The following is a 21,476-nucleotide window of genomic DNA, read 5'->3' on the forward strand; positions in this document are numbered from 1 at the left end:
AAATGTTGGAAGAATTGTTACTAAGAATAATAAAAAAGAAAGAATAATAGCATTATGATATGTAATATACTAGCAATAGAAATTGTAAAATGTATAGGTAATGCAGGACAATATAGTCCTGTATTTTATTTTGATTAAAATCTATTGAAAATTATTTTCTAAATACTACTTGAATTATTTACAAAAAGATGCTAATATATAAATACACCCCATGTGGGGAGGGGTATTGAAAAGTATTTCGGAAGGAGGAAAATTATGAAACATAAAAGCCATTTAAATTGGAGTTGGATTATAATTGTAGCTTTCTTTGTATTGTCTGTAGTTAATATTTGGTTTGGATTATTTGGATTTGTATGCATGGGCATGCCAATATACCATGCTTTAAGAGGAAGAGGTAAAGTACATTGTTCTAAATATTGCCCTAGAGGTTCTTTTTTAGGAAAATTTCTTCCTTATATATCTTTAAACAAGACATTGCCTAAATTCATGAGAACAAAACAATTTAAAAATTTTTTACTAATACTAATGATAACTATGTTTTCAATATCACTATATCATTCTCAATTAGTTCCAATAAAAGTTGCAAAAGCTGTATTTAGATTGATGTTTTCATCATTTATGGTGGGAACAATCATGGGGGTGATTTTTAGATCTCGCAGTTGGTGCCAAGTTTGCCCGATGGGTCACGCTACGTTTTTAATAAAAAATGTTAAAGATAAAAATAAATAGAGTACAAAGGTTGAAAAATCAAAGAAATTTATTTATGATTATAGTAAAAACTATAGATACTGGGCTTGTCCTATGGGCCATGCAACGGGCTTGATTAAAGAAAAACAAGATGGAAAAAATAAGAAGTCGCTATAAATTTGTGTTAAAATTATATTTAAGGGTAAATAATAATTAGAGTGAAAAAGATAAAAAGGAGGAATTTTTAATGGATAAAAATGTAGTAGTTTTTTCAAGCAATACTTGCGTGTATTGTCATGAGGCAAAAAAATATTTAGATTCTATAGGAGTACAATATACAGAAAAAAATGTATCTACAGATATGGCAGCTAGAAAAGAATTGATGAAAAAAGGATTTATGGGTGTACCAGTTATTATGGTGGAAGATGAAGCCATCCAAGGATTTGATAAAGACAGAATAGATGAATTATTAAAATAAATAAAAAGTTCCTAGATGAAAATCTAGGAACTTTTTGTTTAGACAAAGTCATAGAAAACGTCACTAATTTTTAAATTTAGAAAATATGTAGAAACGATCGAAAATAGCATTACAAACTCGCAACGCTCAAACAGTGTAATGCTAATGATTTTCTCACTTATTCTATATTTTCATAAATTCTCAATAAATGTTCCTTATTTTTATGACTTTGCTAAAATATAATCTGGAGTTCCTAGATGAAGATCTAGGAACTTTTTGTTTAGAATAATAAAAAAATGTTAACAATGATAAAAGGACTTTGCATAGAAAGGATAGGAGAGTTATGAAAATTGGAATACCTAGAGGACTTTTATATGATTATTATCAGTATCTTTGGAAAGTTTTCTTTGAAAATTTAGGAGCTGAAGTAGTAGTATCTCAAAAAACAAATAAAAAAATAGTAGATGATGGGGTAGCCGTTACAGTAGATGAAGCATGCCTTCCTGTTAAGGTATATCATGGTCATGTGATGGATTTAAGGGATAAAGTAGATTTTATTTTTGTGCCTAAAATAATGAGTATTCATGAAAAAGAATATATCTGTCCCAAATTTTGTGGACTTCCAGAAATGATCCATACTTCTATTTCAAATTTGCCTATGATGATTGCTCCTACTATTGATTGGACAAAAACTAAAAAGCATATTCTTAAAACTGTATATGAAATAGGAGAATATGTAACACCTGACAAAAGAAAAATTAGATTTGCATTTAAAGAAGCTTTAAAATCTCATGAAATTTATAAAAACAAAATTAAACAAGGATTTTTTCCTATGGATTTAGATAAAAAATATGATGAAGAAAATCATGAAGATCAACAAAAAATTCTTCTTATTGGACATCCATATAATATTTATGATGAATATTTAAGTATGAATATTGTTGAGAAATTAAGAAAGAATCATATACATGTCATCACTCAAGATCATTTTTCAAAAGATCAAATCAATCCAAAAATGGATGAGTTACAAAAGAAAATGTTTTGGAGCTTTGGAAGAAAAATTTTAGGAGCAGCATTATATGGAATGGAGCAAGAGGATATTCAAGGGATTATATATCTTTCAAGCTTTGGATGTGGAATTGATTCAGTGATTGCAGATATTTCAGAAAGAAGAACAAGAAGAAATTCACAAAAGCCTTTTATACTTCTCACTATGGATGAGCATACAGGAGAGGCTGGAATAGATACAAGAATAGAAGCTTTTGTAGATATGATCAAATGGAGGGGAGAAAATGAAAATTACATTTCCGCACATGGGCAATACTTATCTGCCCGTTAAAGCTATGTTTGAGGATTTGGGAGTAGATGTGATTCCTCCTCCCATAAATAGTAAAAAGACATTAGAGATTGGAACAAAATATGCACCTGAACAAATATGCTTGCCTATGAAAATCAACTTAGGAAATTATATACAGAGCATAGAAAAAGGAGCAGATACTATTGTGGTTACAGGTAGTTGCGGCCCTTGTAGATATGGATATTTTATGGAAGTTGAAAGAGAGATCTTAAAAGATTTAGGTTATGAAGTAGAAATTATAAGCCTTGAGGCACCAGATGGTGATATAAAAGAATTTTATAACAGAGTGAGTAAAATGTTAGGAACAAAAAATATATTTAAGATGGCAAAAACTTTTAAAAATGCTTTTGCTGTTTTGAAAAAAATAGATGAAATAGAAGGAAAAATATTAAGATATAGACCTTATGAAAAGAATAAAGGAGAAATAGATAAAATTTATAATCATTTGATTTATCAATTAAGAAAAAGTACAGGATCCAAAGAAATGCTTCAATATATTAAAGAAGCAGAAAAAAGTTTTATGCATGTATCTTTGGAAAAAAAAGAAGATGTACTCAAGGTTGGGATTATTGGAGAAATTTATACGATTATTGAAGATTTTGCAAATATAGATATAGGTAAAAAGTTAAATGATTTAGGCGTAGAAGTATATAAGTCTCACAATACTTCTAGTTGGGTATTGGAACATTTATTTTATGAAAGTATAGGAAGTAGTAGAGAAAAAGATATACGAACAGCGGCAGCACCATATATAAAGACTATGGTAGGAGGCCATGGAAGAGAAACTATTGGAAATGCAATTTTATATGCAAAAGAAGGATATGATGGATTAATACAAATTATGCCTTTTACTTGTATGCCTGAAATTGTTGCTATGAGTATACTCCCTAAGATTCAACAGGATTATCATATTCCCATCTTAACACTTATTATTGATGAAATGACAGGAGAGGCAGGATATATTACAAGGCTTGAAGCCTACATTGATTTATTAAGAAATAGGAGGGACAAATTTAAAAATGAAAAAATGTTATCTTGGAGTTGATATAGGTTCTGTCAGTACAAATGTAATTGTGATGGATGAAGATGAAAATATAGTGGATACCTTATATATTAGAACTCAAGGAAGACCTATTGATACCATTCAAAAGGGACTTTATACAATAAAAGAAAGAATAGGCAATGATATAAAAATTGAAGGAATAGGGACTACAGGAAGTGGAAGACAGCTAGGAGGAATTATGGTAGGAGCAGATGTGATTAAAAACGAAATCACAGCTCATGGTGTAGCTGCTCTTCATTTTGTACCTGATGTACAAACTATTTTAGAAATTGGAGGACAGGATTCTAAGATTATTCTTTTAAGAAATGGAATTTTGTATGATTTTGCTATGAATACAGTTTGTGCAGCGGGAACAGGTTCCTTTTTAGATCGACAAGCAGAGAGAATGGGGATTCCTATTGAAGAATTTGGAGATCTTGCATTAAAGTCAGAGGCAACAGTCAGAATTGCAGGAAGATGTGCTGTTTTTGCAGAATCAGATATGATTCATAAACAACAGATGGGTCACAATCAAGAAGATATTATTAATGGACTTTGTGAAGCTTTGGTAAGGAATTATTTAAATAACTTAGGAAAAGGAAAAGAAATTCAAGCTCCTATTATTTTTCAAGGGGGAGTAGCTGCCAATGTAGGGATTAAGAAAGCATTTGAAAAAATACTAGGACAAGAAGTGATTGTACCCCCATATGCAAGTGTAATGGGCGCTATTGGAGTAGCACTTTTAGCAAAGGAAGAAGTTAGAAAAAGTGGAAGAACAAAATTTAAAGGCTTTGAAGTGGCAAATAGTACTTATCAAGTAAAAAGCTTTGAATGTGATCATTGCCCAAATATGTGTGAGGTAGTAGAATTTTTTAGAGATGGAAATATGGTTGCTAGATGGGGAGATAAGTGTGGAAGATGGAGCAATATTGAGGTGAAGAATACAAAGTTGGCATAAAATGTTTATATATTAATTTATGAAAAGACCGTGCACTCCATTTAAATATTTGTAAAAATCAAGCATCGATATTTTTCAAAATCCTAACGCGTCTAATCTGACGTCCTGTCAGTAGACGCTTATTTGGCATCGTGCCAAATATATGGATTTTGTCAATATTTCTGCTGATTTTTAATTAAATATTTAAAAGTCATTTACTGATCTTTTCCATAAATAAATATATATTTTACATCGTACACTTGTTTTTTATATGTGATTCGTAAAATATTTGTAAAAATCAAGCATCAATATTTATAGAGTATACTTTGTAACAGTTTCACAGTACTCGCATTGATAGGAAAGGGATTCTTTACATACCAATTCAAAGGTAGGATTTGCCATGGGCTCTGAGTGAGTGATGCACCTTGGATTGTGGCAAGTAAGAATTCCTTTTATTTTTTTGGGAATAGTAACTCTCTTTTTATGGATCACTTCTCCGTTTTCAATGGTATTGATGGTGATGTGCTCATCTATTAAACCTAAAAATTCTAAGTTTATATTTTCTATATTTTCTATTTTGATAATGTCTTTTTTTGACATATACTCACTAGATACATTCATAAGAAGTACTACAGGATTGTCAGTTTGTGTAGGCATCAATTTATTAAATATTTTAAGGCCATTTCCTGGGCTGATATGATCGAGTACAATTCCATTTTGGATTTGTGTTACTTCAAGCATGTACATTCCACCCCCAATAATTTTAATATGAGTGCCATTCGAATATATACACCAAAGCTTGCTTGTTCAAAATAAACAGCTCTAGGATCTTCATCGACTTCGTAGGCAATTTCATTTACTCTAGGAAGTGGATGCATAATAATCATATCTTCTTTTGCTAGCCTTAGCTTTGAAAGATCTAGTATATAGGAGTTTTTAAGTCGTTCATAATCTGCTTCATTAAAGAAACGTTCCTTTTGAATTCTAGTCATATATAAAATATCAATTTCTTCTATTACTTCTTCTATGGTAGAAACTTCTCGTAATGCTACATTATATTCTTCTATCAATTTGTTTTTTAGTTCATAAGGAAGCTTCAATTCATTAGGAGAAATGAGGATAAATTCTTTTATATTGTATCTACATAAGGTTCGAATGAGAGAATGAACGGTTCTACCAAATTTTAAATCACCGCAAAAGGCAATCTTTTGATTTTTTATACTTCCTTTTTTCATGTGAATAGTAAATAGATCCGTTAGGGTTTGGGTAGGGTGTTCATGGCCTCCATCTCCTGCATTAATAATAGGAATTGTTGAATATTTTGAGGCAAGCTTTGGAGCACCTTCTTTTGGATGTCTGATGGCTGCTAAATTTGCATAACTAGATATGATGCGAATGGTATCTACAATGCTTTCTCCTTTAGATACAGAACTTGTATTGGCATCACTAAAGCCTATTACATTTCCTCCCAAACGAAGCATAGCGGATTCAAAGCTAAGTCTTGTACGGGTACTAGGTTCGTAAAAAAGAGTAGCAAGTATTTTGTTTTTACAAATATCTTGATAATGTTGAGGGTTTTTGAATATATTGTGGGCAACATCAATTAATTCATTTAATTCTTGTATTGTAAAATCTTCTGGATGAATCAAATGTTTTATTTGCATAGACTTTCCTCCTTGTTGGTCTCTCAGTACCAGTTTAAAGGTAAAACAAAAAACCTTTTGACCTAAAAAGGTTAAAAGGCATAAGAAACTTAAAGTTGTGCCTTTTTAACCTCACAGGGTTAATTTAAAGGAATTATTATTTTAATTTAGATTAACATATGTAATGATTTCTGTCAATAAATCTAAAAATGCATTAACAAAGATAAGTAGAAGTCCTAAGAGCATCTACAATGACTTCTGCCATTTTCATTATTAAGTTTAGACGAATATTATGAATAGAAAAACAATCTTCATGATTGAATTGATCAACAATTCCTACAATAGATAAATCACCTATACGGGGAAGATTTTTTCCTACTCCTTTTCCAGGTGAAATAGGACCTTTTTTTATATGTATATGACCAATTAAATCTTCATTTCCCAAACAAGCATCTATTGCAATAAAAAATCCGCTAGGGTGTTTTGCTTTAATTTGACTAATAGATTCTTCAAGATTTACTGCATGAATGGGTTCTTCTAAAGTACCATAGACAGGAAACCGAAAGTTTTTATTTTTAAGTAGAGTACCTACTAAAGGGCCTAGTGCATCTCCAATGCATCGATCTGTTCCAACACAAATGATGACAGATTGTTCATTGATTTTTTCCTTTAGTGCATGGGACAATATAAGTGAAGCATTTTCTTTTGCATAATGAATACGTGTACGATATGGGTATGGATAAAATTGAGATTTCAAAGAAAAAACACCCCCTCATATGACTATATAAATAAGGAAGTGAAATTATGCTAAAATTATTGCTCCCATATATGAAGCTGTTTTTTGTTTTTTAATGCTTCAATGACATGATCCCTACCATTAGGTATTTCTTCATAAATTTGAGATAATAAATTTTTCATATATTGTCTTTTTGTTTTTCCATCAGCAGGACAAGGACTTTTTGCAATAGGAAGATTGTTTCTTGATACTGCATCTATGATCTCTTTTTCTTTGGCATAAATAAGAGGGCGAATCATAGTAAGGTCTATTCGATCTAAATAGGTTACAGGTAAAAAAGTACTAATGCGACTTTCATAAAAAATACTTAAAAAAAGAGTTTCTACTGCATCATCTCCATGATGTCCTAGTGCAAGCTTTGTCACACCATTTTCTTTACAAAGAGAGTGAAGTTTTCCACGCCTCATACGAGCGCAAAGGCTACATGGATTTTTTTCTTTTCGATCTTCAAATACAATTTTTCCTATATCTGTATGTTGTACGATATAAGGGATTTCTAATTCTTTGCAAAAATTTTTTATAGGAGAAATATCAAAATTATCAAATCCTAAAGTAAGGGTAAAAGCTTTAAGCTCATATTTTACAGGGGTAAATCTTTGAAAAAGCTTTAAGGCATATAAAAGAGCCATGCTATCTTTTCCACCTGAAACACCTACTCCTACTATATCTCCATCTTTAATCATATTAAAATCTAAAACAGCTTTTTTAACATATCCTAATATTTTTCTCATCATAAAATCCTTTCTCTTTTACCATAGTAATTACTATATGAAAAATTATAGCCAAATAAACAATAAATACATATTAAATTCTTGTTACAAACAAATATATCTTCATAAAAAATAAAAAATCATATATAATGATAATAGAAAATAGAAACTTGTTGAAAGTAGAAAATGAGGACAAAAAATGAATACAATATTAGAAATTTTATCGAATGAAGTCATGGTATTATTAGTATCAGCTATGCCAGTAATGGAACTTAGGGGTGCAATTCCTATAGGAGTTTCTCTAGGAATGACTCCTATGCATGCAATGATTATAGCACTTATAGGGAGTATGATTCCAGTGCCTTTCTTACTTCTTTTATTAAAACCGATTTTTAAAAAATTAAAAGAGAATCCATCATGGAGAAAACTTGTGGATTGGATTACAAAAAGAACCCTTAAAAAGACAACAACTATTTATAAATATAAAAGCTTGGGACTTCTTTTATTTGTTGCAGTCCCCATACCAACAACAGGGGTATGGACAGGTTCTGTAGCAGCATCTTTATTAAATATTCCTTTTAAGCATGCATTTCTTTCCATATTTATTGGGAATTGTATTGCAGGATTGATCATTACTACACTTAGTCATGTTGCAGTAAATATGTAGATAGAGTTGACTTTTGCAAATGTATGTGATAGAATTTTTTCGACAAAATAAAATATCAATCTTGATGCCTTATCAAGAGTGGTGGAGGGACTAGGCCCGAAGAAACCCGGCAACCGGTATGCAACGCGGTGCTAAATCCTACAGAAATGATTTTCTGGAAGATGAGGACAAATGAAATCTAACCTCTTCTTAAGTGTGAAGAGGTTTTTGTTTATATTTTTAGGGTAAAATAATAAACATAATGAATCAAGGAGGGATACAAATGGCAAAAAGATTATTTACTTCAGAGTCTGTTACGGAAGGACATCCAGATAAAATCTGTGACCAAGTTTCAGATGCGATTTTAGATGCTATTTTTGAAAGAGATCCAAATGCACGTGTTGCAGCCGAAACTTCAGTAACAACAGGCCTTGTATTAGTATCAGGAGAAATTACTACAAATTGTTATGTTGATATTCCAAAGGTAGTAAGAAAGACAATAGAAGAAATAGGATATACTCGTGCAAAATATGGATTTGACTGTGACACATGTGCAGTACTTACAGCTATTGATGAACAATCTAATGATATAGCAATGGGTGTAAATGAAGCATTAGAACGTAAAACAGGAACAATGAGTGATGAATTAGAAGCGATAGGAGCAGGAGATCAAGGAATCATGTTTGGTTTTGCTTGTAATGAGACACCAGAACTTATGCCTATGCCTATTGCACTTGCTCATAAATTAGCAAGAAGATTAACAGAAATCAGAAAAAATGGTACACTAGATTACTTACGTCCAGATGGTAAAACACAAGTTACAGTAGAGTATGTAGATAATAAGCCTGTAAGAGTCGATACAGTAGTTATATCTACACAACATAGTCCAGAAATAAGCCAAGAGCAAATTAGAAAAGATTTGATAGAACATGTGGTTCGCAAAATTATACCTCATGAGTTATTAGATGAAAAAACAAAATATTATATCAATCCAACAGGAAGATTTGTAATTGGTGGACCACAAGGGGATGCAGGGTTAACAGGAAGAAAGATCATTGTAGATACTTATGGTGGATATGCAAGACATGGCGGAGGAGCTTTCTCAGGAAAAGATCCAACAAAAGTAGACCGTTCTGCAGCTTATGCAGCAAGATATGTAGCGAAAAATATTGTAGCAGCAGGTCTTGCAGATAAATGTGAAATTGGACTTGCTTATGCTATAGGAGTTGCTCAACCTGTATCTATTTTGGTTGAAACTTTTGGAACAGCTAAAGTATCCGAAGATAAAGTGGCAGAATTAGTAAATAAACATTTTGACTTAAGACCAGCTGCCATTATTAGAGATTTAAATTTAAGAAGACCAATTTACAGACAAACAGCAGCTTATGGACATTTTGGAAGAACAGATATAGATCTTCCATGGGAAAATACAGATAAAGCAGAAATTTTAAGAAAAGAAGGATTGGGACAATAAAAATGAGGGATATCCCTCATTTTTTTGTAATAGAATCAAGGAGGAGATACATTTTTGGGTAAAAAAATATTTTATACATTTTTAGCTGGAATAGGCATAGGGCTCATTCTTTCTTCCTCTATTCATATGGTTTATAAAAAACAGGATCAACCCAAAATGATAGCAGAACAAAAGAAAGAAGATGAGTTTTCTAAAGAAGAAATCCTTGAAAATGAAAAGAAAGAGCAACAAAAAATAAAAGAAGCAAAAGACAAGGAAGAGTTACAAAAAAAAGAACAAGAAGAAGCTTATGTTACTATTCATATCGAACAAAATAATACATCAGAAGAAATTGCAAATATTTTATATGAAAAAGGCTTAATTCAGCATAAAGAAGATTTTAAGTTGTTGTTAGATTTAAAAAGACTAGATCCTTTTGAAGTTGGACAAGTACTTACGAAAAAAGGAGTCATCAGCGAAGGATGGAAAATCAATCAGCTTCTAGGAATTCTGAGTAAAAAATCCAGTGATGTTTCTTCTATTCTTTACCGAAACAAAGTTATGGAGAATCAAGAAAGTGTTTTATTTTTAATCCATACTTTAAATGAAAAAAGAATGATTGTGCCAGGGGATAAAACCATTCAAAAAGGTGCAAGTATTATTGAAATTATAGATATTTTAACAAAATAAATATATAAAAATCTAATACATCCACGGTCTTTACGTTTCATTTTGAGATTTCTATAATCTCATGAATTTCTAAAATCTAGAATTTTAAAAACTCGCTTTGCTTAAACAGTTTAAAATTCTTACGATTTTATCATTCATGGAGATTAGAAATCTTACAAAATTTACTAGATAAGACCTGATGGATAGTATTAGATTTTTATTGTTAAGAGTCCTTACTATATTGTAGCAAAGTTATAAAAAATAGTGACGTTTTTATGACTTTGCTACAATATAGTTTGTCAACAGTTTGATAGCTTCGTTTTTAGTTTTTAGGTATGTTTATGGACGGTTAAGCAATTTTAATTATTTAAAAACTTGCTAACCGTCTCTATTTATTTTCTATGTTATAATGAAAGTAATCATTATATATCGGGAGGAAATTATGTTTGTACAGATACAAGGAGTTTTGACAGATATTATCTTTCAAAATGAATCCAATGGATACACAGTAGGAATAGTTGAATCAGAAAAGGATCAAGTGACAGTAGTAGGTTATATGCCTATTTTAAACACTGGAGAGACTTTTTTGTTTTCAGGAAAATGGATTGTCCATCCTACTTATGGAGAACAACTAGAAGTGGATTCCTATAGGAGAGTGACGCCTAATACAATAGAAGGAATAGAAAAATATTTATCTTCAGGAATTATTAAAGGAATTGGTCCTAAAATTGCTCAAAAGATTGTAGAAAAGTTCGGAAAAGATACATTAGACATTATGCAATATACACCACATATGCTTACAAAGGTAAGTGGAATAGGAGACGCAAAAGCCCAAAAAATTGCAGAGGCTTTTAAAGAACAAAGAGAATTGAGTGAAGTCATGCTTTTTTTACAAGAGTATGGAATTACTCCTAAGTATGCAGTAAAAATTTATAAAAAATACAAAGAAAATACGATATCTTATATACAAGAAAATCCTTATCGGCTAGCAGATGATATTTTTGGAATAGGATTTAAAATTGCAGATGCCATTGCCAAAAGAATGGGAATCAGTCCTACTTCTCCTTATAGAATTATGTGTGGAATTAAATATATATTGACTCAATACAATCTAGAAGGACATACTTATACGAAAAAAGCAATACTTATAGAAGAGTCTGCAAAAACATTAGAAGTGCCAGCAGAATTAGTAGAGGAGTCACTTTTACAATTGGCTTTTTCCAATTCTGTTCATCTTGAAAATCTACAAGAGGAGATAGTGGTATTTTCTATGCCATATTTTTATGCAGAAACTTATGTTTGCAAAAAATTAATTGAATTGGCTCAAGTGAAGATAGATTCTATTTCAGAAGATTTAGATGAAGAAATTCAAAAGATTGAAGAAGAAGAAAAGATTACTTTGGCAGAAAAACAAAGAAAAGCCGTTGAAGAATCAGCAGAAAATGGCGTTTTAGTTATTACGGGTGGACCAGGAACAGGAAAGACTACAACGATTAATACTATTATGAAATTATTTGAAAAGCATAATTTATCTATGGCACTAGCAGCTCCTACAGGAAGAGCTGCCAAGAGAATGAGTGAAGCTACAGGAAAAGAAGCAAAGACTATTCATAGATTATTAGAATATAGTTATATGGATGAAGATATAGGTATGAGTTTTGGAAAAAATGAAGAAGAACCCCTTCCTGTAGATGTAGTGATTATAGATGAGATGTCTATGGTAGACATTGTTTTGATGAAGGGATTACTTCGAGCACTTCTTCCAGGAACTAGACTTATATTAGTAGGAGATGTAGATCAGCTTCCATCTGTAGGGCCTGGTAATGTACTTAAAGACATTATAGATAGTAAAATTATTCAAGTAGTACAATTAGACGAAATATTTAGACAAGCTCAAGAAAGTATGATTATTGTAAATGCGCATAGAATCAATAAAGGAGAATATCCATATATTAACAAAAAAGAAAAAGATTTTTTCTTTATGAATAGGAAAACACCAGAGCAGGTAGTTCATACTATTAAAGAGCTTTGCAAGGAACGACTTCCAAATTTTAATCATTGTGACCCAGTAAAAAGTATCCAAGTCCTAACCCCTATGAAAAAAGGACCTACAGGAATGTTTCAATTAAATAATATATTACAAGAGGTTTTAAATCCTCCAAGTAGATATAAAGATGAAAAGAAAATGAAGGACAAAACTTTTCGAGTAGGGGATAAAGTCATGCAGATGAAGAATAACTACAATCTCAAATGGAAAGGAATCGACGATGCAGAAGGAGAAGGAGTATTCAATGGAGATTTTGGATATATTCATAGTATAGATGAAGAAGAAAAAGAGCTTTGTGTACTCTTTGATGAAGAGAAAATAGTGACTTATGATTTTTCACAATTAGATGAATTAGAGCTGGCTTATTCTATTACCATACACAAAAGTCAAGGATCAGAATTTCCTATTGTAGTTATGCCTATATTTTGGGGGCCTCCAATGCTTCTTACAAGAAATCTTTTGTATACAGCAGTAACAAGAGCAAAAGAGCTAGTAGTGATGGTAGGAATAGAAGGAAGTCTTAAAAATATGGTAGACAATTATAGAGTCATTAAAAGAAATTCAGGTCTTGGAATTCGTCTAAAAAGATTTATGAATGAAAATTTGATAGAATTTTAAAAACCTTCGACAATATACAAAAATCATGATAAAATTTTTAAAAAGGGAGTAGAACCTCTTGGAAAACAAAGGTTTAAGTAGGGTATATAAACATATATGTGAGTATTTGGATATATTGCTAAATTTTATTTACCCTAGAAATATTTATTGTATCTTATGTAATGAACCTATCACAAAAGATCAAGAATATTCTTTGTGTGCATATTGTAGAGAAAAAATACATTTTATTGACAGGTGTTGTGAAAAATGTGGTAAACCTTTAGAGTTACTTTATCTTCCAAATAAATGTCCAGACTGTATGAAAATAAATCATTATTTTACAGAAGGATTTTCTTGTGTAGAATATAATGAAGAGATGAAAAAAATTATACATAGACTCAAGTATCAAAACCAGAGATATTTATCTTATCATATGGCACAAATCATGAAAGATCAGCTTCAAAAGCAAAATATAAAAGATATAGATTACATCTTCCCAGTTCCGTTGTATAAAGATAAGGAAAGAAAAAGAGGATTCAATCAATCTTACCTTTTATCAAAATATCTGGGAAAATGGATGAACATAAAAGTAAATCAAAAATGTTTATTGAAAATAAAAGATACTCTATCTCAAAATCAATTATCTAAAGAGGATCGAAAAAATAATTTAAAAGATGCCTTTTTCGTATGTCAAGAAAAGTTGGTTAGGAACAAAACTATATTGTTAATTGATGATGTATATACTACAGGAAATACTGTAGATGCTTGTTGTAAGGAAATTTTAAAATTTAATCCTAAAGAAATTTATGTATTGACCTTTGCTACAGGTAAAAATGTTTAGATAAAAATGAGGGGGAAAGATTATGGCAGAAATCAGAAATTGCAAAGAATGTGGAAGAATTTTTCAATATAATGGAGTTAGTAAGATTTGTTCAAGATGTCAAAGAAAAGATGATGATGATTTTAAGATTGTAAAAGAATATATTTATGAAAATAAAGGTGCTACTCTTACAGAAGTATCAGAAGAAACAGGAGTAGATGAAGATAAGATTCTTCGTTATTTAAGACAAGGAAGACTAGAAATTGTAGGAGATGATGCAGCACTATTTTTAGAGTGTGAAAGATGTGGAAAGGGGATTCGTACAGGAAGATTTTGTGATAGTTGTGCAAATGAATTAGAGAAAGAGTTAAAAAGCGGATTCTCCAAACCGAAACCAACACCTGCTAAAAGTTCAGGAGAAAAAATGTATACAGCAGAAAGAAAAAAGAGAATATAATAAATTTCATAAAAATAGGTAAACATATACCCTCCTTTTGCCGATACTAAAGTAGAATTATCGGTAGAGTGGAGGGGTTTTTTATGAAAATTAATCATAATCCAAATATACAAAAAATATTAAGTAATTACAATAAAAATATAAATCACGTAAACAAAACGGAAAAAGTCAAATCAATAAAAGACCAAGTGGAGATTTCTCAAGGGGCAAAAGATTATCAATTGGCAGTAGATGCTTATAAAAAGCTACCTGATGTTAGAAAAGATAAGGTGGAGAAAATAAAAAATGAAATTCAATCAGGAAATTATCATCCATCATTGAAAGAAGTAGTAGATTCTATGTTTGATCAAAAGATTTAAGGAGGAGACAAAATGTCCCAATCCGTTGAACAACTGATTTTAGCTTTAACAAAAGAATATGAAATCTATAAAGATTATTATACTTTAGGGGAGCAGAAAAAAGAAGTTTTAATATTAGGAGATATCAAAGAATTAGAAAAAATTATTAGCCAAGAACAAGATATTATTAGAAATACGCAAAAAATTGATCAAATCAGAACGGCTATTATTGGAAATATATTATTTGAACAAAAGATCAATTGGATTGAAAATATCACACAGCTATGTGAGTATATCGAAGATCCTTATAAAGAAAAAATATTAGAAATAAGAGAAAAGCTAAGTAAATTATTAGAAGAAATACAAAGCTTAAATGATACCAATCAACAGCTTACAAAACAGCAATTAGAATATATAGATTTTAATATAAATATTTTAAACAATGCACAAGTGACAACTACTTATGGAAACAAAACAGAGCAACAAATCATAAAACCATCAAGTTTAATTGATGCCAAAGGATAGGGTGATACAAATATGGGTTTTTTTGGACTCAACATTGCAAGATCAGGGCTCTTTGCAAGTCAAAGAGCTCTTGAAATAACAGGACATAATATATCTAATGTAAATACACCAGGATACAGTAGACAAAGACTTGAAATGAATGAATCTTTTCCTATGCCACTGCCTGGTGGTCAAGGAATGCAAGGAACAGGAGTAGATACAGCACATATCCAGCAAATCAGAGATGAATTTTTAGATTTTAAAATCAGACAAGAATTTATGACAGCTGGAGAATGGGATGCAAGATATGAGAGCTTGACTCAAATAGAAGCTATCTTTAATGAACCATCAGAAGACGGAATTAGAAAATCTATGGATGAATTTTTCAATTCTATACAGCAACTTAGCCAAGGGGAAAAAGCAGATAACCTAACTGTAAGAGCACTTGTAAGAGAAAGAGGAATACATCTTACCAAAACTTTAAATCATATGTATACTCAATTAGAAAATATGCAAAAGAATATAGACTTTGCAGTACAAACTACAGTAGATCAAGTCAATGGATATGCAGAACAAATTGCAAAGCTTAATGAACAAATATTTGGCTATGAGTTGGATGGAAGCAATGCAAATGACTTAAGAGATCAAAGAAATTTATTGATTGATGAATTGTCTCAGCTTGTAGATATACAAATCGATGAAATGCCTATACAAAATGCAGGAACAAATGCTAAAAAAATGAGGATTTTAGTAGGCGGTAATATGCTAGTTTCTCATGAGACTGCAAATAAACTCATTACAGTACCTAGAGAGCCTGGAATGGAGAAAAATAAAGGAATCGATCAACCAAAGCTTTTAGATGTGACATGGGAAAATGGTGGTTCTTTTAAATGTAGAGAAGGAAAATTAAAAGGACTTATAGATATGAGGGATAATATAGATGGAAGTGAAAAAGGAATTCCTTATTATATGGATCAACTCAATCAATTTAGCACTACATTTGCAGCGAGATTTAATATGCAACATGGACAGGGGTATGGATTAGCAGGAGCAGGAAATGAGCATGCCTTTTTTAATGTCCCTCCATTAGATTATACATCAGGAACTATGGGATATAAGGAAATAACAGTTGATACAACAAAGACGGATGCAGATATTAAAGCAGACTATAAAAAAGATCCTGCTAATGAAGGAAAAATTATTTTTAAAGCAAATGGAAAATGGTATGAAACAGAAATCATAAGAGCAAAAGATTTATCTATATCAGCAGATATAGCAAAAGATCCTAATAATATTGCAGCAGCAAAAATTGATAATGCTGTTGGTGATGGATCAAATGCATTAGAGCTTTTAAATTTAAGACAGGATGGAAATATGTTTGCTTGGGGAAAACCAGATGATTTTTTCAAATCTTTAATCTCAAACCTAGGAGTAGATGGACAAGCAGCAAAAACTATTGTAAAAAGTAAAGATGTACTTATAAAACAATTGGACAACAAACGTCAATCGATATCAGGTGTATCATTAGATGAAGAAATGGGAAATATGATTAAATATCAGCATGCTTATAATGCATCGGCACGTATGATTACTACAATAGATGAAATGTTAGATAAAATTATCAACGGCATGGGTGTTGTTGGAAGATAGGGGGAATAAAAAATGAGAATTACAAATTCTATGATGGTGAATACTACTCTTATGAATTTAAATTCTAACTTGTCTAGATTAGATTTTTACAATAAACAATTTAGTACCACTAAGAAATTTACTTTGCCATCAGAAGATCCAGTAGGAACATCTAAAAGCTTGACACTACATACGGCAGTAGCAGAATTAAAGCAAAATAAAGAAACGGCTAATGATGTAATTTCATTTCTTGAAATTACAGAATCAGCTATAGAGGATATAGGAAATGTACTACAAAGAGCCAGAGAATTAGCTGTTAGTGCAGACGGAACAGAAACAAAAGAAGACAAGCAAAAAATACAAGCAGAGATGGATCAATTAAAAGAACAATTGATCAAACTAGGGAATACTACGTATGCAGGAAAATATGTTTTCTCAGGCTATAAAACAGATAAAGAGCTATTTGATAAAGATGGAAAGTACAATATTGCTTTAGCAGATGATGAAAAAATGAATTACAAAATAGGTATTGCAGATGAAGTAACAGTAAATACTCTAGGACACAAATTATTTGGAGTAGGACCGGGCGATCAAGATAAAGTGAATACAACTACTGAGCCTAAAGTAAACGACTCAGCTCAACTTATAGAACTATTTCAAGATTTGAGTACAGCATTAAAAGAAGATAAGCAAGATGATATTAATAAAATATTAGGAAGAATTGACCAACATCATGAAAATATACTTGCTGTTCGTGGAGAACTTGGAGCGAAATATAATCGAATGGAAATGACTATGAAGCGTATTGATAGAGATATTATAAATTTTACAGGACTTTTATCTAAAAATGAAGATGCAGATATGGCACAAGTTAGCATTGATTTAAAAACTGCAGAAAGTGTCTATAGAGCATCATTAGCAGCAGGTTCAAAGGTTATTCAGCCAAGCCTTGTAGATTTTATTAGATAGGGAGAGGATATTATGCCTTTTCGTATAGAAACACAACCAGCACTGATTGGAATACAAACTACAAATGCAAAATTAGAAATTCAGCAGCCAAAAGCAGACGTGAACATGCATACAGAAAAGCCCAAATTAGAAATTCATACAGAGCCTATACAAGTACAAATTGATCAATATCCATGCCGTGCAGAAGCAGGACTAAAAAATTATAAGGATCTGACAAAAGATAATGTAGAATTTGCAAGGCAAAAGATGGGTGAAACCATAGACAAAATTGTAAGGCAAGGAAATGAGCTTATGGATATTCATGAAAATGAAGACACTATAGCCAATCAAGCAGAAGAAAATGCATATCTAATATTTAAAAAGGAATGGAATATAGGTTTTATCCCTACCAGTAGACCGATTATAGATTTTAAAGGTGGAAATGTGGATATACAAGTCAAAGAAGGAAAAGTAAATATGGATGTAAAAGTAAATAAGCCTATAGTAGATTATACTGCTGGAAAAGTAGACATTTATCTAAGACAAAAAAATAGCATACATATAGAGTATATGAGAGAAAAGTTCAACCAGCTTGGTTGAACTTTCTAAGTACAAAGAGACGAAATTATGCACAACGTCACTGATTTTCAAATTTGGAAAATATATAGAAATGGTCGAAAATAGCATTACAAACTCGCTATGCTCAAACAGTGTAATGCTAATGATTTTCTCACTTATTCTATATTTTCACAAATTCTCAATAATTGTTCCTTGTGTGTATAATTGCGTCACGTAGATAAAAATGTATTTATGTATATACAAGCATAGGAGGAAAATATATGATACTAAACACCAAGCATTTTGGAGAAATAGAGATAGATGATCAAAAAATTATTGAATTTAAAGAAGGAATACCAGGGTTTGAAAATATAAAAAAATATACGATTATCACAAATCCAGAAAAGGAAGTGCCTTTTCATTGGCTACAAGCTATAGATGAGCCGGAGCTTACATTTGTCATTACAAACCCTTTTTTATTTAAAAATGATTATGAATTTCATATTCCAGATAAAGTAATAGAAGAATTAAATATTGAAAAAGAAGAAGATTTAATGATTTTTACTATTGTAGTAATACCTGATGATATGAGTAAAATAACTATGAATACAAGAGCGCCTTTAGTAATTAATATGAAAAAGAAAAGTGGAAAACAACTATTACTTGATGATGAAAAATATCCTCTCAAATATTATTTACTAGAGGAGGAAGGAGCATGTTAATTTTAAGTAGAAAAAAAGATGAAAGTATTATCATAGATCATAAAATGGAAATAAAAGTAATAAGTATAGAAGATGGAAAAGTAAGACTTGGGATCAATGCTCCTAAAGAAATAGATATATATAGAAAAGAAGTATATATAGAAATAGAAGAAGAAAATAAGAAAGCTGCTATTGGAAAGCTTGATTTTGAAGGAATCAAAAATTTATTTAATAAAAAATGAAAAAATTAATATTTTTTTAAAAAAAATGCTAAAGTATGAAAAAGATGTACCGATAATAATAGTGTAAGTAAAAAAACATTCTTACATATAGGCCTATAGTAAGATTAACAACAAAATAAAATGATAGGACAGGATGTCCAACAAAAAACATTCAGGGAGGAATGCATTATGATAATCAATCACAATATGATGGCAATGAATACTCATAGACAAATGGGAATCAATCAAGGAAATGGTTCTAAATCAATTGAAAAATTATCTTCAGGATTAAGAATCAACAGAGCTGGAGATGATGCAGCAGGTCTATCTATATCTGAAAAAATGAGAGCTCAAATTAGAGGATTAGATCAAGCATCAAGAAATGCTCAAGATGGTATTTCAATGATCCAAACTGCTGAAGGAGCACTTCAAGAAACACATGCGATACTTCAAAGAATGAGAGAATTAGCAGTACAATCATCTTCTGATACAAACGTAGATGTAGACAGAGATGCAATACAAGGAGAGATTACTCAGCTTAAGAGTGAGATCGATCGTATTGGAGATACAACAGAATTCAATACAAAGAAACTTTTAAATGGAAATCTTTCATCCGCAGGTGCTGCAGGGGGAGTAAATGCAGTATCAGGTGCTCAAGTATTTAAACAAACAAGTGGTTCTTTAACTGGTGTAGCTGCAGCAGCTGTAAATGCAAGTGGAGCAAACCTTGATATGACAGCTAAAGATGCATTAGTAATTGATGGAGAAAAAATTACAATTGATTGGAATAAACATTTAACAGCAGAAGATAAAGCAGTTTTAAATGCGGATTACAGTACAACTAACTTAGATGCAACTACTAGTGGAAAAGTTAGAGATATTATGGAACGTGTGATCAATGCTTCTATTGATGAATCAGGTACAGGAGCAAGTCACATCAAAATAACAGATTCAACAGCAGGAACATTCAAAATTGAAAGCACTGCTGAAGGAAATGATTCAAAAGTTGAACTTTATCATGGTACTGACGGAGCTGCAACAGCTAAATTAGCAGATGGTACTACTACAGCAGTAGGAGCTAAATCAGTTCTAAGCTTATATGTAGGTGCAAATGCTGAAATGGCAGGAGGAGCTGTTACTCAAACTTCTGGAACAAATCAAGTATTAGACGCTATGGCAGGTACAGATAAATTCCAATTATCTATTGATGGACATACAATGGAAATTACTTCACCAGTAGCAGCAGCGGGTTCTGATGCGAACACATATGCTACTGCATTACAAACAGCTATCAATACTGCAATTGGAAACTACAACACGGCAGCAGGATTTACATCTGAAGAGCAAAAAATTAAAGATGTTGCTGTAAGTGTTGAAAATGGAAGATTAACAATTTCTAGTCCAAGTGGTCCTGTAGACCTTCAAGATGTTACAAATGGAGATGCATTATCAAAATTAGGTCTTGATCAAGCTTCTAGACAAAGTGGAGCTACAGGTGCAGTTACATTCCAAATCGGTGCAAATAAAGGACAAACTATGGGATTATCCATTAATGATATGAGAACTGGTGCTCTTGGAATCAATGGAATTGATTTAAGTACACAAACAGGTGCTTCTGAATCTATTACAAAACTTGAAACTGCAATTAAAAATGTATCTTCTGAACGTTCTAAATTAGGAGCTGTTCAAAATAGATTAGAGCATACAATTAAGAACTTAGATACATCTTCTGAAAACCTACAAGCATCTGAATCTAGAATCAGAGACGTAGATATGGCAAAAGAAATGATGTCATTCCAAAAGAATAACATCTTACAACAAGCAGCTCAAGCAATGCTTGCGCAAGCTAATCAGGCTCCTCAAGGAGTACTTCAATTATTAAGATAGATAATTTAAATATTTAGATTTCCTTTTGAAGATCATTCATGGACGAATGAGATGATTCAGGGACGAATAAAAAAAATAATAAGGGCATAACTCAGGGACGAGTTGATATCATCTATACAATTTGCAGGACGCAAAGAAGTATAGGTGTATTGACTCGTCTTTTGTTTATTAAAATTCTTTATTCGGATAGGAATGAATTGGTTAAATGGGTCAATTCATTCCTAAGGAAAAAAAATATATTTACCAGCAAATATGACATGTTTCGACAAAAATATTTAGTATTATATATATGGTTCTAAAGCATGAGTAAAATTAAGACCATAGAACTATACATATAACACTAAAAATATAGAAATCATTCAAGGAGGAAGA

The 21,476-nt window shown here is 31.2% G+C and carries 23 protein-coding genes and 1 riboswitch; of the genes, 19 read left to right on the top strand and 4 right to left on the bottom strand.

The window, feature by feature from the left end; all coding sequences use genetic code 11:
• Positions 1 to 255 precede the first annotated feature (255 nt).
• From BN2409_RS06160 to BN2409_RS06180, 5 genes are all read left to right on the top strand, one after another.
• On the top strand, positions 256 to 729 hold the full coding sequence (locus BN2409_RS06160; RefSeq protein WP_053955767.1) for a hypothetical protein: 474 nt from the start codon (positions 256 to 258) through the stop codon (positions 727 to 729).
• Positions 730 to 934: 205 nt separating this feature from the next.
• Complete coding sequence (locus tag BN2409_RS06165) at positions 935 to 1,165, top strand: glutaredoxin family protein (RefSeq protein ID WP_053955768.1); 231 nt, start codon at positions 935 to 937, stop codon at positions 1,163 to 1,165.
• A 322-nt stretch (positions 1,166 to 1,487) separates the two neighbouring features.
• On the top strand, positions 1,488 to 2,483 hold the full coding sequence (locus BN2409_RS06170; protein WP_053955769.1) for an acyl-CoA dehydratase activase-related protein: 996 nt from the start codon (positions 1,488 to 1,490) through the stop codon (positions 2,481 to 2,483).
• Positions 2,437 to 3,546 carry a CoA protein activase gene (locus BN2409_RS06175; protein WP_053955770.1) on the top strand — a complete coding sequence of 370 codons (1,110 nt, stop codon included), beginning with the start codon at positions 2,437 to 2,439 and terminating at the stop codon, positions 3,544 to 3,546. Before BN2409_RS06170 ends, BN2409_RS06175 begins: the two co-directional genes overlap by 47 nt.
• The gene (locus tag BN2409_RS06180; RefSeq protein WP_053955771.1) at positions 3,521 to 4,501 is read left to right on the top strand and encodes an acyl-CoA dehydratase activase; all 981 of its coding nucleotides are present in this window, start codon (positions 3,521 to 3,523) and stop codon (positions 4,499 to 4,501) included. Before BN2409_RS06175 ends, BN2409_RS06180 begins: the two co-directional genes overlap by 26 nt.
• A gap of 291 nt (positions 4,502 to 4,792) precedes the next feature.
• Here BN2409_RS06180 and BN2409_RS06185 read toward each other — a convergent pair whose 3' ends face one another.
• The 4 genes from BN2409_RS06185 to BN2409_RS06200 form a co-directional block, all read right to left on the bottom strand.
• Entirely contained in the window at positions 4,793 to 5,221 is a 429-nt protein-coding gene (locus BN2409_RS06185; RefSeq protein WP_053955772.1) for an aspartate carbamoyltransferase regulatory subunit, read from the bottom strand.
• Positions 5,209 to 6,144: an aspartate carbamoyltransferase gene (gene pyrB, locus BN2409_RS06190; protein ID WP_053955773.1), complete on the bottom strand. Its 936-nt coding sequence runs from the start codon at positions 6,142 to 6,144 to the stop codon at positions 5,209 to 5,211. Before pyrB ends, BN2409_RS06185 begins: the two co-directional genes overlap by 13 nt.
• 193 nt (positions 6,145 to 6,337) lie before the next feature.
• Positions 6,338 to 6,880 (bottom strand): spore protease YyaC, encoded by a 543-nt coding sequence (gene yyaC, locus BN2409_RS06195; protein WP_053955774.1) that lies wholly within the window; start codon positions 6,878 to 6,880, stop codon positions 6,338 to 6,340.
• Positions 6,881 to 6,936: 56 nt separating this feature from the next.
• A complete protein-coding gene (locus BN2409_RS06200) occupies positions 6,937 to 7,650 on the bottom strand; it encodes a tRNA 2-thiocytidine biosynthesis TtcA family protein (protein WP_053956224.1) in 714 nt (237 codons plus the stop codon).
• 178 nt (positions 7,651 to 7,828) lie between these two features.
• Between BN2409_RS06200 and BN2409_RS06205 the strand changes: the two genes are divergently transcribed.
• The 14 genes from BN2409_RS06205 to BN2409_RS17625 all read left to right on the top strand — a co-directional run bounded on the left by BN2409_RS06205 (position 7,829) and on the right by BN2409_RS17625 (position 21,104).
• Complete coding sequence (locus BN2409_RS06205; RefSeq protein WP_053955775.1) at positions 7,829 to 8,296, top strand: COG2426 family protein; 468 nt, start codon at positions 7,829 to 7,831, stop codon at positions 8,294 to 8,296.
• A gap of 66 nt (positions 8,297 to 8,362) precedes the next feature.
• Positions 8,363 to 8,464: riboswitch (SAM riboswitch) on the top strand.
• Positions 8,465 to 8,558: 94 nt separating this feature from the next.
• On the top strand, positions 8,559 to 9,749 hold the full coding sequence (gene metK, locus BN2409_RS06210; protein ID WP_053955776.1) for a methionine adenosyltransferase: 1,191 nt from the start codon (positions 8,559 to 8,561) through the stop codon (positions 9,747 to 9,749).
• 54 nt (positions 9,750 to 9,803) lie between these two features.
• Complete coding sequence (locus tag BN2409_RS06215) at positions 9,804 to 10,418, top strand: hypothetical protein (RefSeq protein ID WP_053955777.1); 615 nt, start codon at positions 9,804 to 9,806, stop codon at positions 10,416 to 10,418.
• Between the two features lie 421 nt (positions 10,419 to 10,839).
• Positions 10,840 to 13,062, top strand: a complete 2,223-nt coding sequence (gene recD2 / locus BN2409_RS06220) for an SF1B family DNA helicase RecD2 (RefSeq protein ID WP_053955778.1) — start codon at positions 10,840 to 10,842, stop codon at positions 13,060 to 13,062.
• A 58-nt stretch (positions 13,063 to 13,120) separates the two neighbouring features.
• Positions 13,121 to 13,882, top strand: a complete 762-nt coding sequence (locus BN2409_RS06225) for a ComF family protein (RefSeq protein WP_053955779.1) — start codon at positions 13,121 to 13,123, stop codon at positions 13,880 to 13,882.
• Between the two features lie 22 nt (positions 13,883 to 13,904).
• Complete coding sequence (locus BN2409_RS06230) at positions 13,905 to 14,318, top strand: TIGR03826 family flagellar region protein (protein ID WP_053955780.1); 414 nt, start codon at positions 13,905 to 13,907, stop codon at positions 14,316 to 14,318.
• A gap of 83 nt (positions 14,319 to 14,401) precedes the next feature.
• Positions 14,402 to 14,677 (top strand): flagellar biosynthesis anti-sigma factor FlgM, encoded by a 276-nt coding sequence (gene flgM / locus BN2409_RS06235; RefSeq protein WP_053955781.1) that lies wholly within the window; start codon positions 14,402 to 14,404, stop codon positions 14,675 to 14,677.
• A 12-nt stretch (positions 14,678 to 14,689) separates the two neighbouring features.
• Entirely contained in the window at positions 14,690 to 15,181 is a 492-nt protein-coding gene (locus BN2409_RS06240) for a flagellar protein FlgN (protein WP_053955782.1), read from the top strand.
• 12 nt (positions 15,182 to 15,193) lie between these two features.
• Positions 15,194 to 16,810 carry a flagellar hook-associated protein FlgK gene (flgK, locus tag BN2409_RS06245; RefSeq protein ID WP_053955783.1) on the top strand — a complete coding sequence of 539 codons (1,617 nt, stop codon included), beginning with the start codon at positions 15,194 to 15,196 and terminating at the stop codon, positions 16,808 to 16,810.
• Positions 16,811 to 16,822: 12 nt separating this feature from the next.
• Positions 16,823 to 17,758 carry a flagellar hook-associated protein FlgL gene (gene flgL / locus BN2409_RS06250; protein WP_053955784.1) on the top strand — a complete coding sequence of 312 codons (936 nt, stop codon included), beginning with the start codon at positions 16,823 to 16,825 and terminating at the stop codon, positions 17,756 to 17,758.
• A gap of 12 nt (positions 17,759 to 17,770) precedes the next feature.
• Complete coding sequence (locus tag BN2409_RS06255) at positions 17,771 to 18,337, top strand: DUF6470 family protein (protein ID WP_053955785.1); 567 nt, start codon at positions 17,771 to 17,773, stop codon at positions 18,335 to 18,337.
• Positions 18,338 to 18,576: 239 nt separating this feature from the next.
• On the top strand, positions 18,577 to 19,017 hold the full coding sequence (fliW, locus tag BN2409_RS06260) for a flagellar assembly protein FliW (protein ID WP_053955786.1): 441 nt from the start codon (positions 18,577 to 18,579) through the stop codon (positions 19,015 to 19,017).
• Positions 19,011 to 19,238: a carbon storage regulator CsrA gene (gene csrA / locus BN2409_RS06265; protein WP_053955787.1), complete on the top strand. Its 228-nt coding sequence runs from the start codon at positions 19,011 to 19,013 to the stop codon at positions 19,236 to 19,238. The genes fliW and csrA overlap by 7 nt, the downstream gene beginning before the upstream one ends.
• A 168-nt stretch (positions 19,239 to 19,406) precedes the next feature.
• The gene (locus tag BN2409_RS17625; protein ID WP_053955788.1) at positions 19,407 to 21,104 is read left to right on the top strand and encodes a flagellin N-terminal helical domain-containing protein; all 1,698 of its coding nucleotides are present in this window, start codon (positions 19,407 to 19,409) and stop codon (positions 21,102 to 21,104) included.
• Positions 21,105 to 21,476: the final 372 nt, after the last annotated feature.

This window comes from Inediibacterium massiliense (assembly GCF_001282725.1).
Lineage (GTDB): Bacteria > Bacillota > Clostridia > Peptostreptococcales > Thermotaleaceae > Anaerophilus > Anaerophilus massiliensis.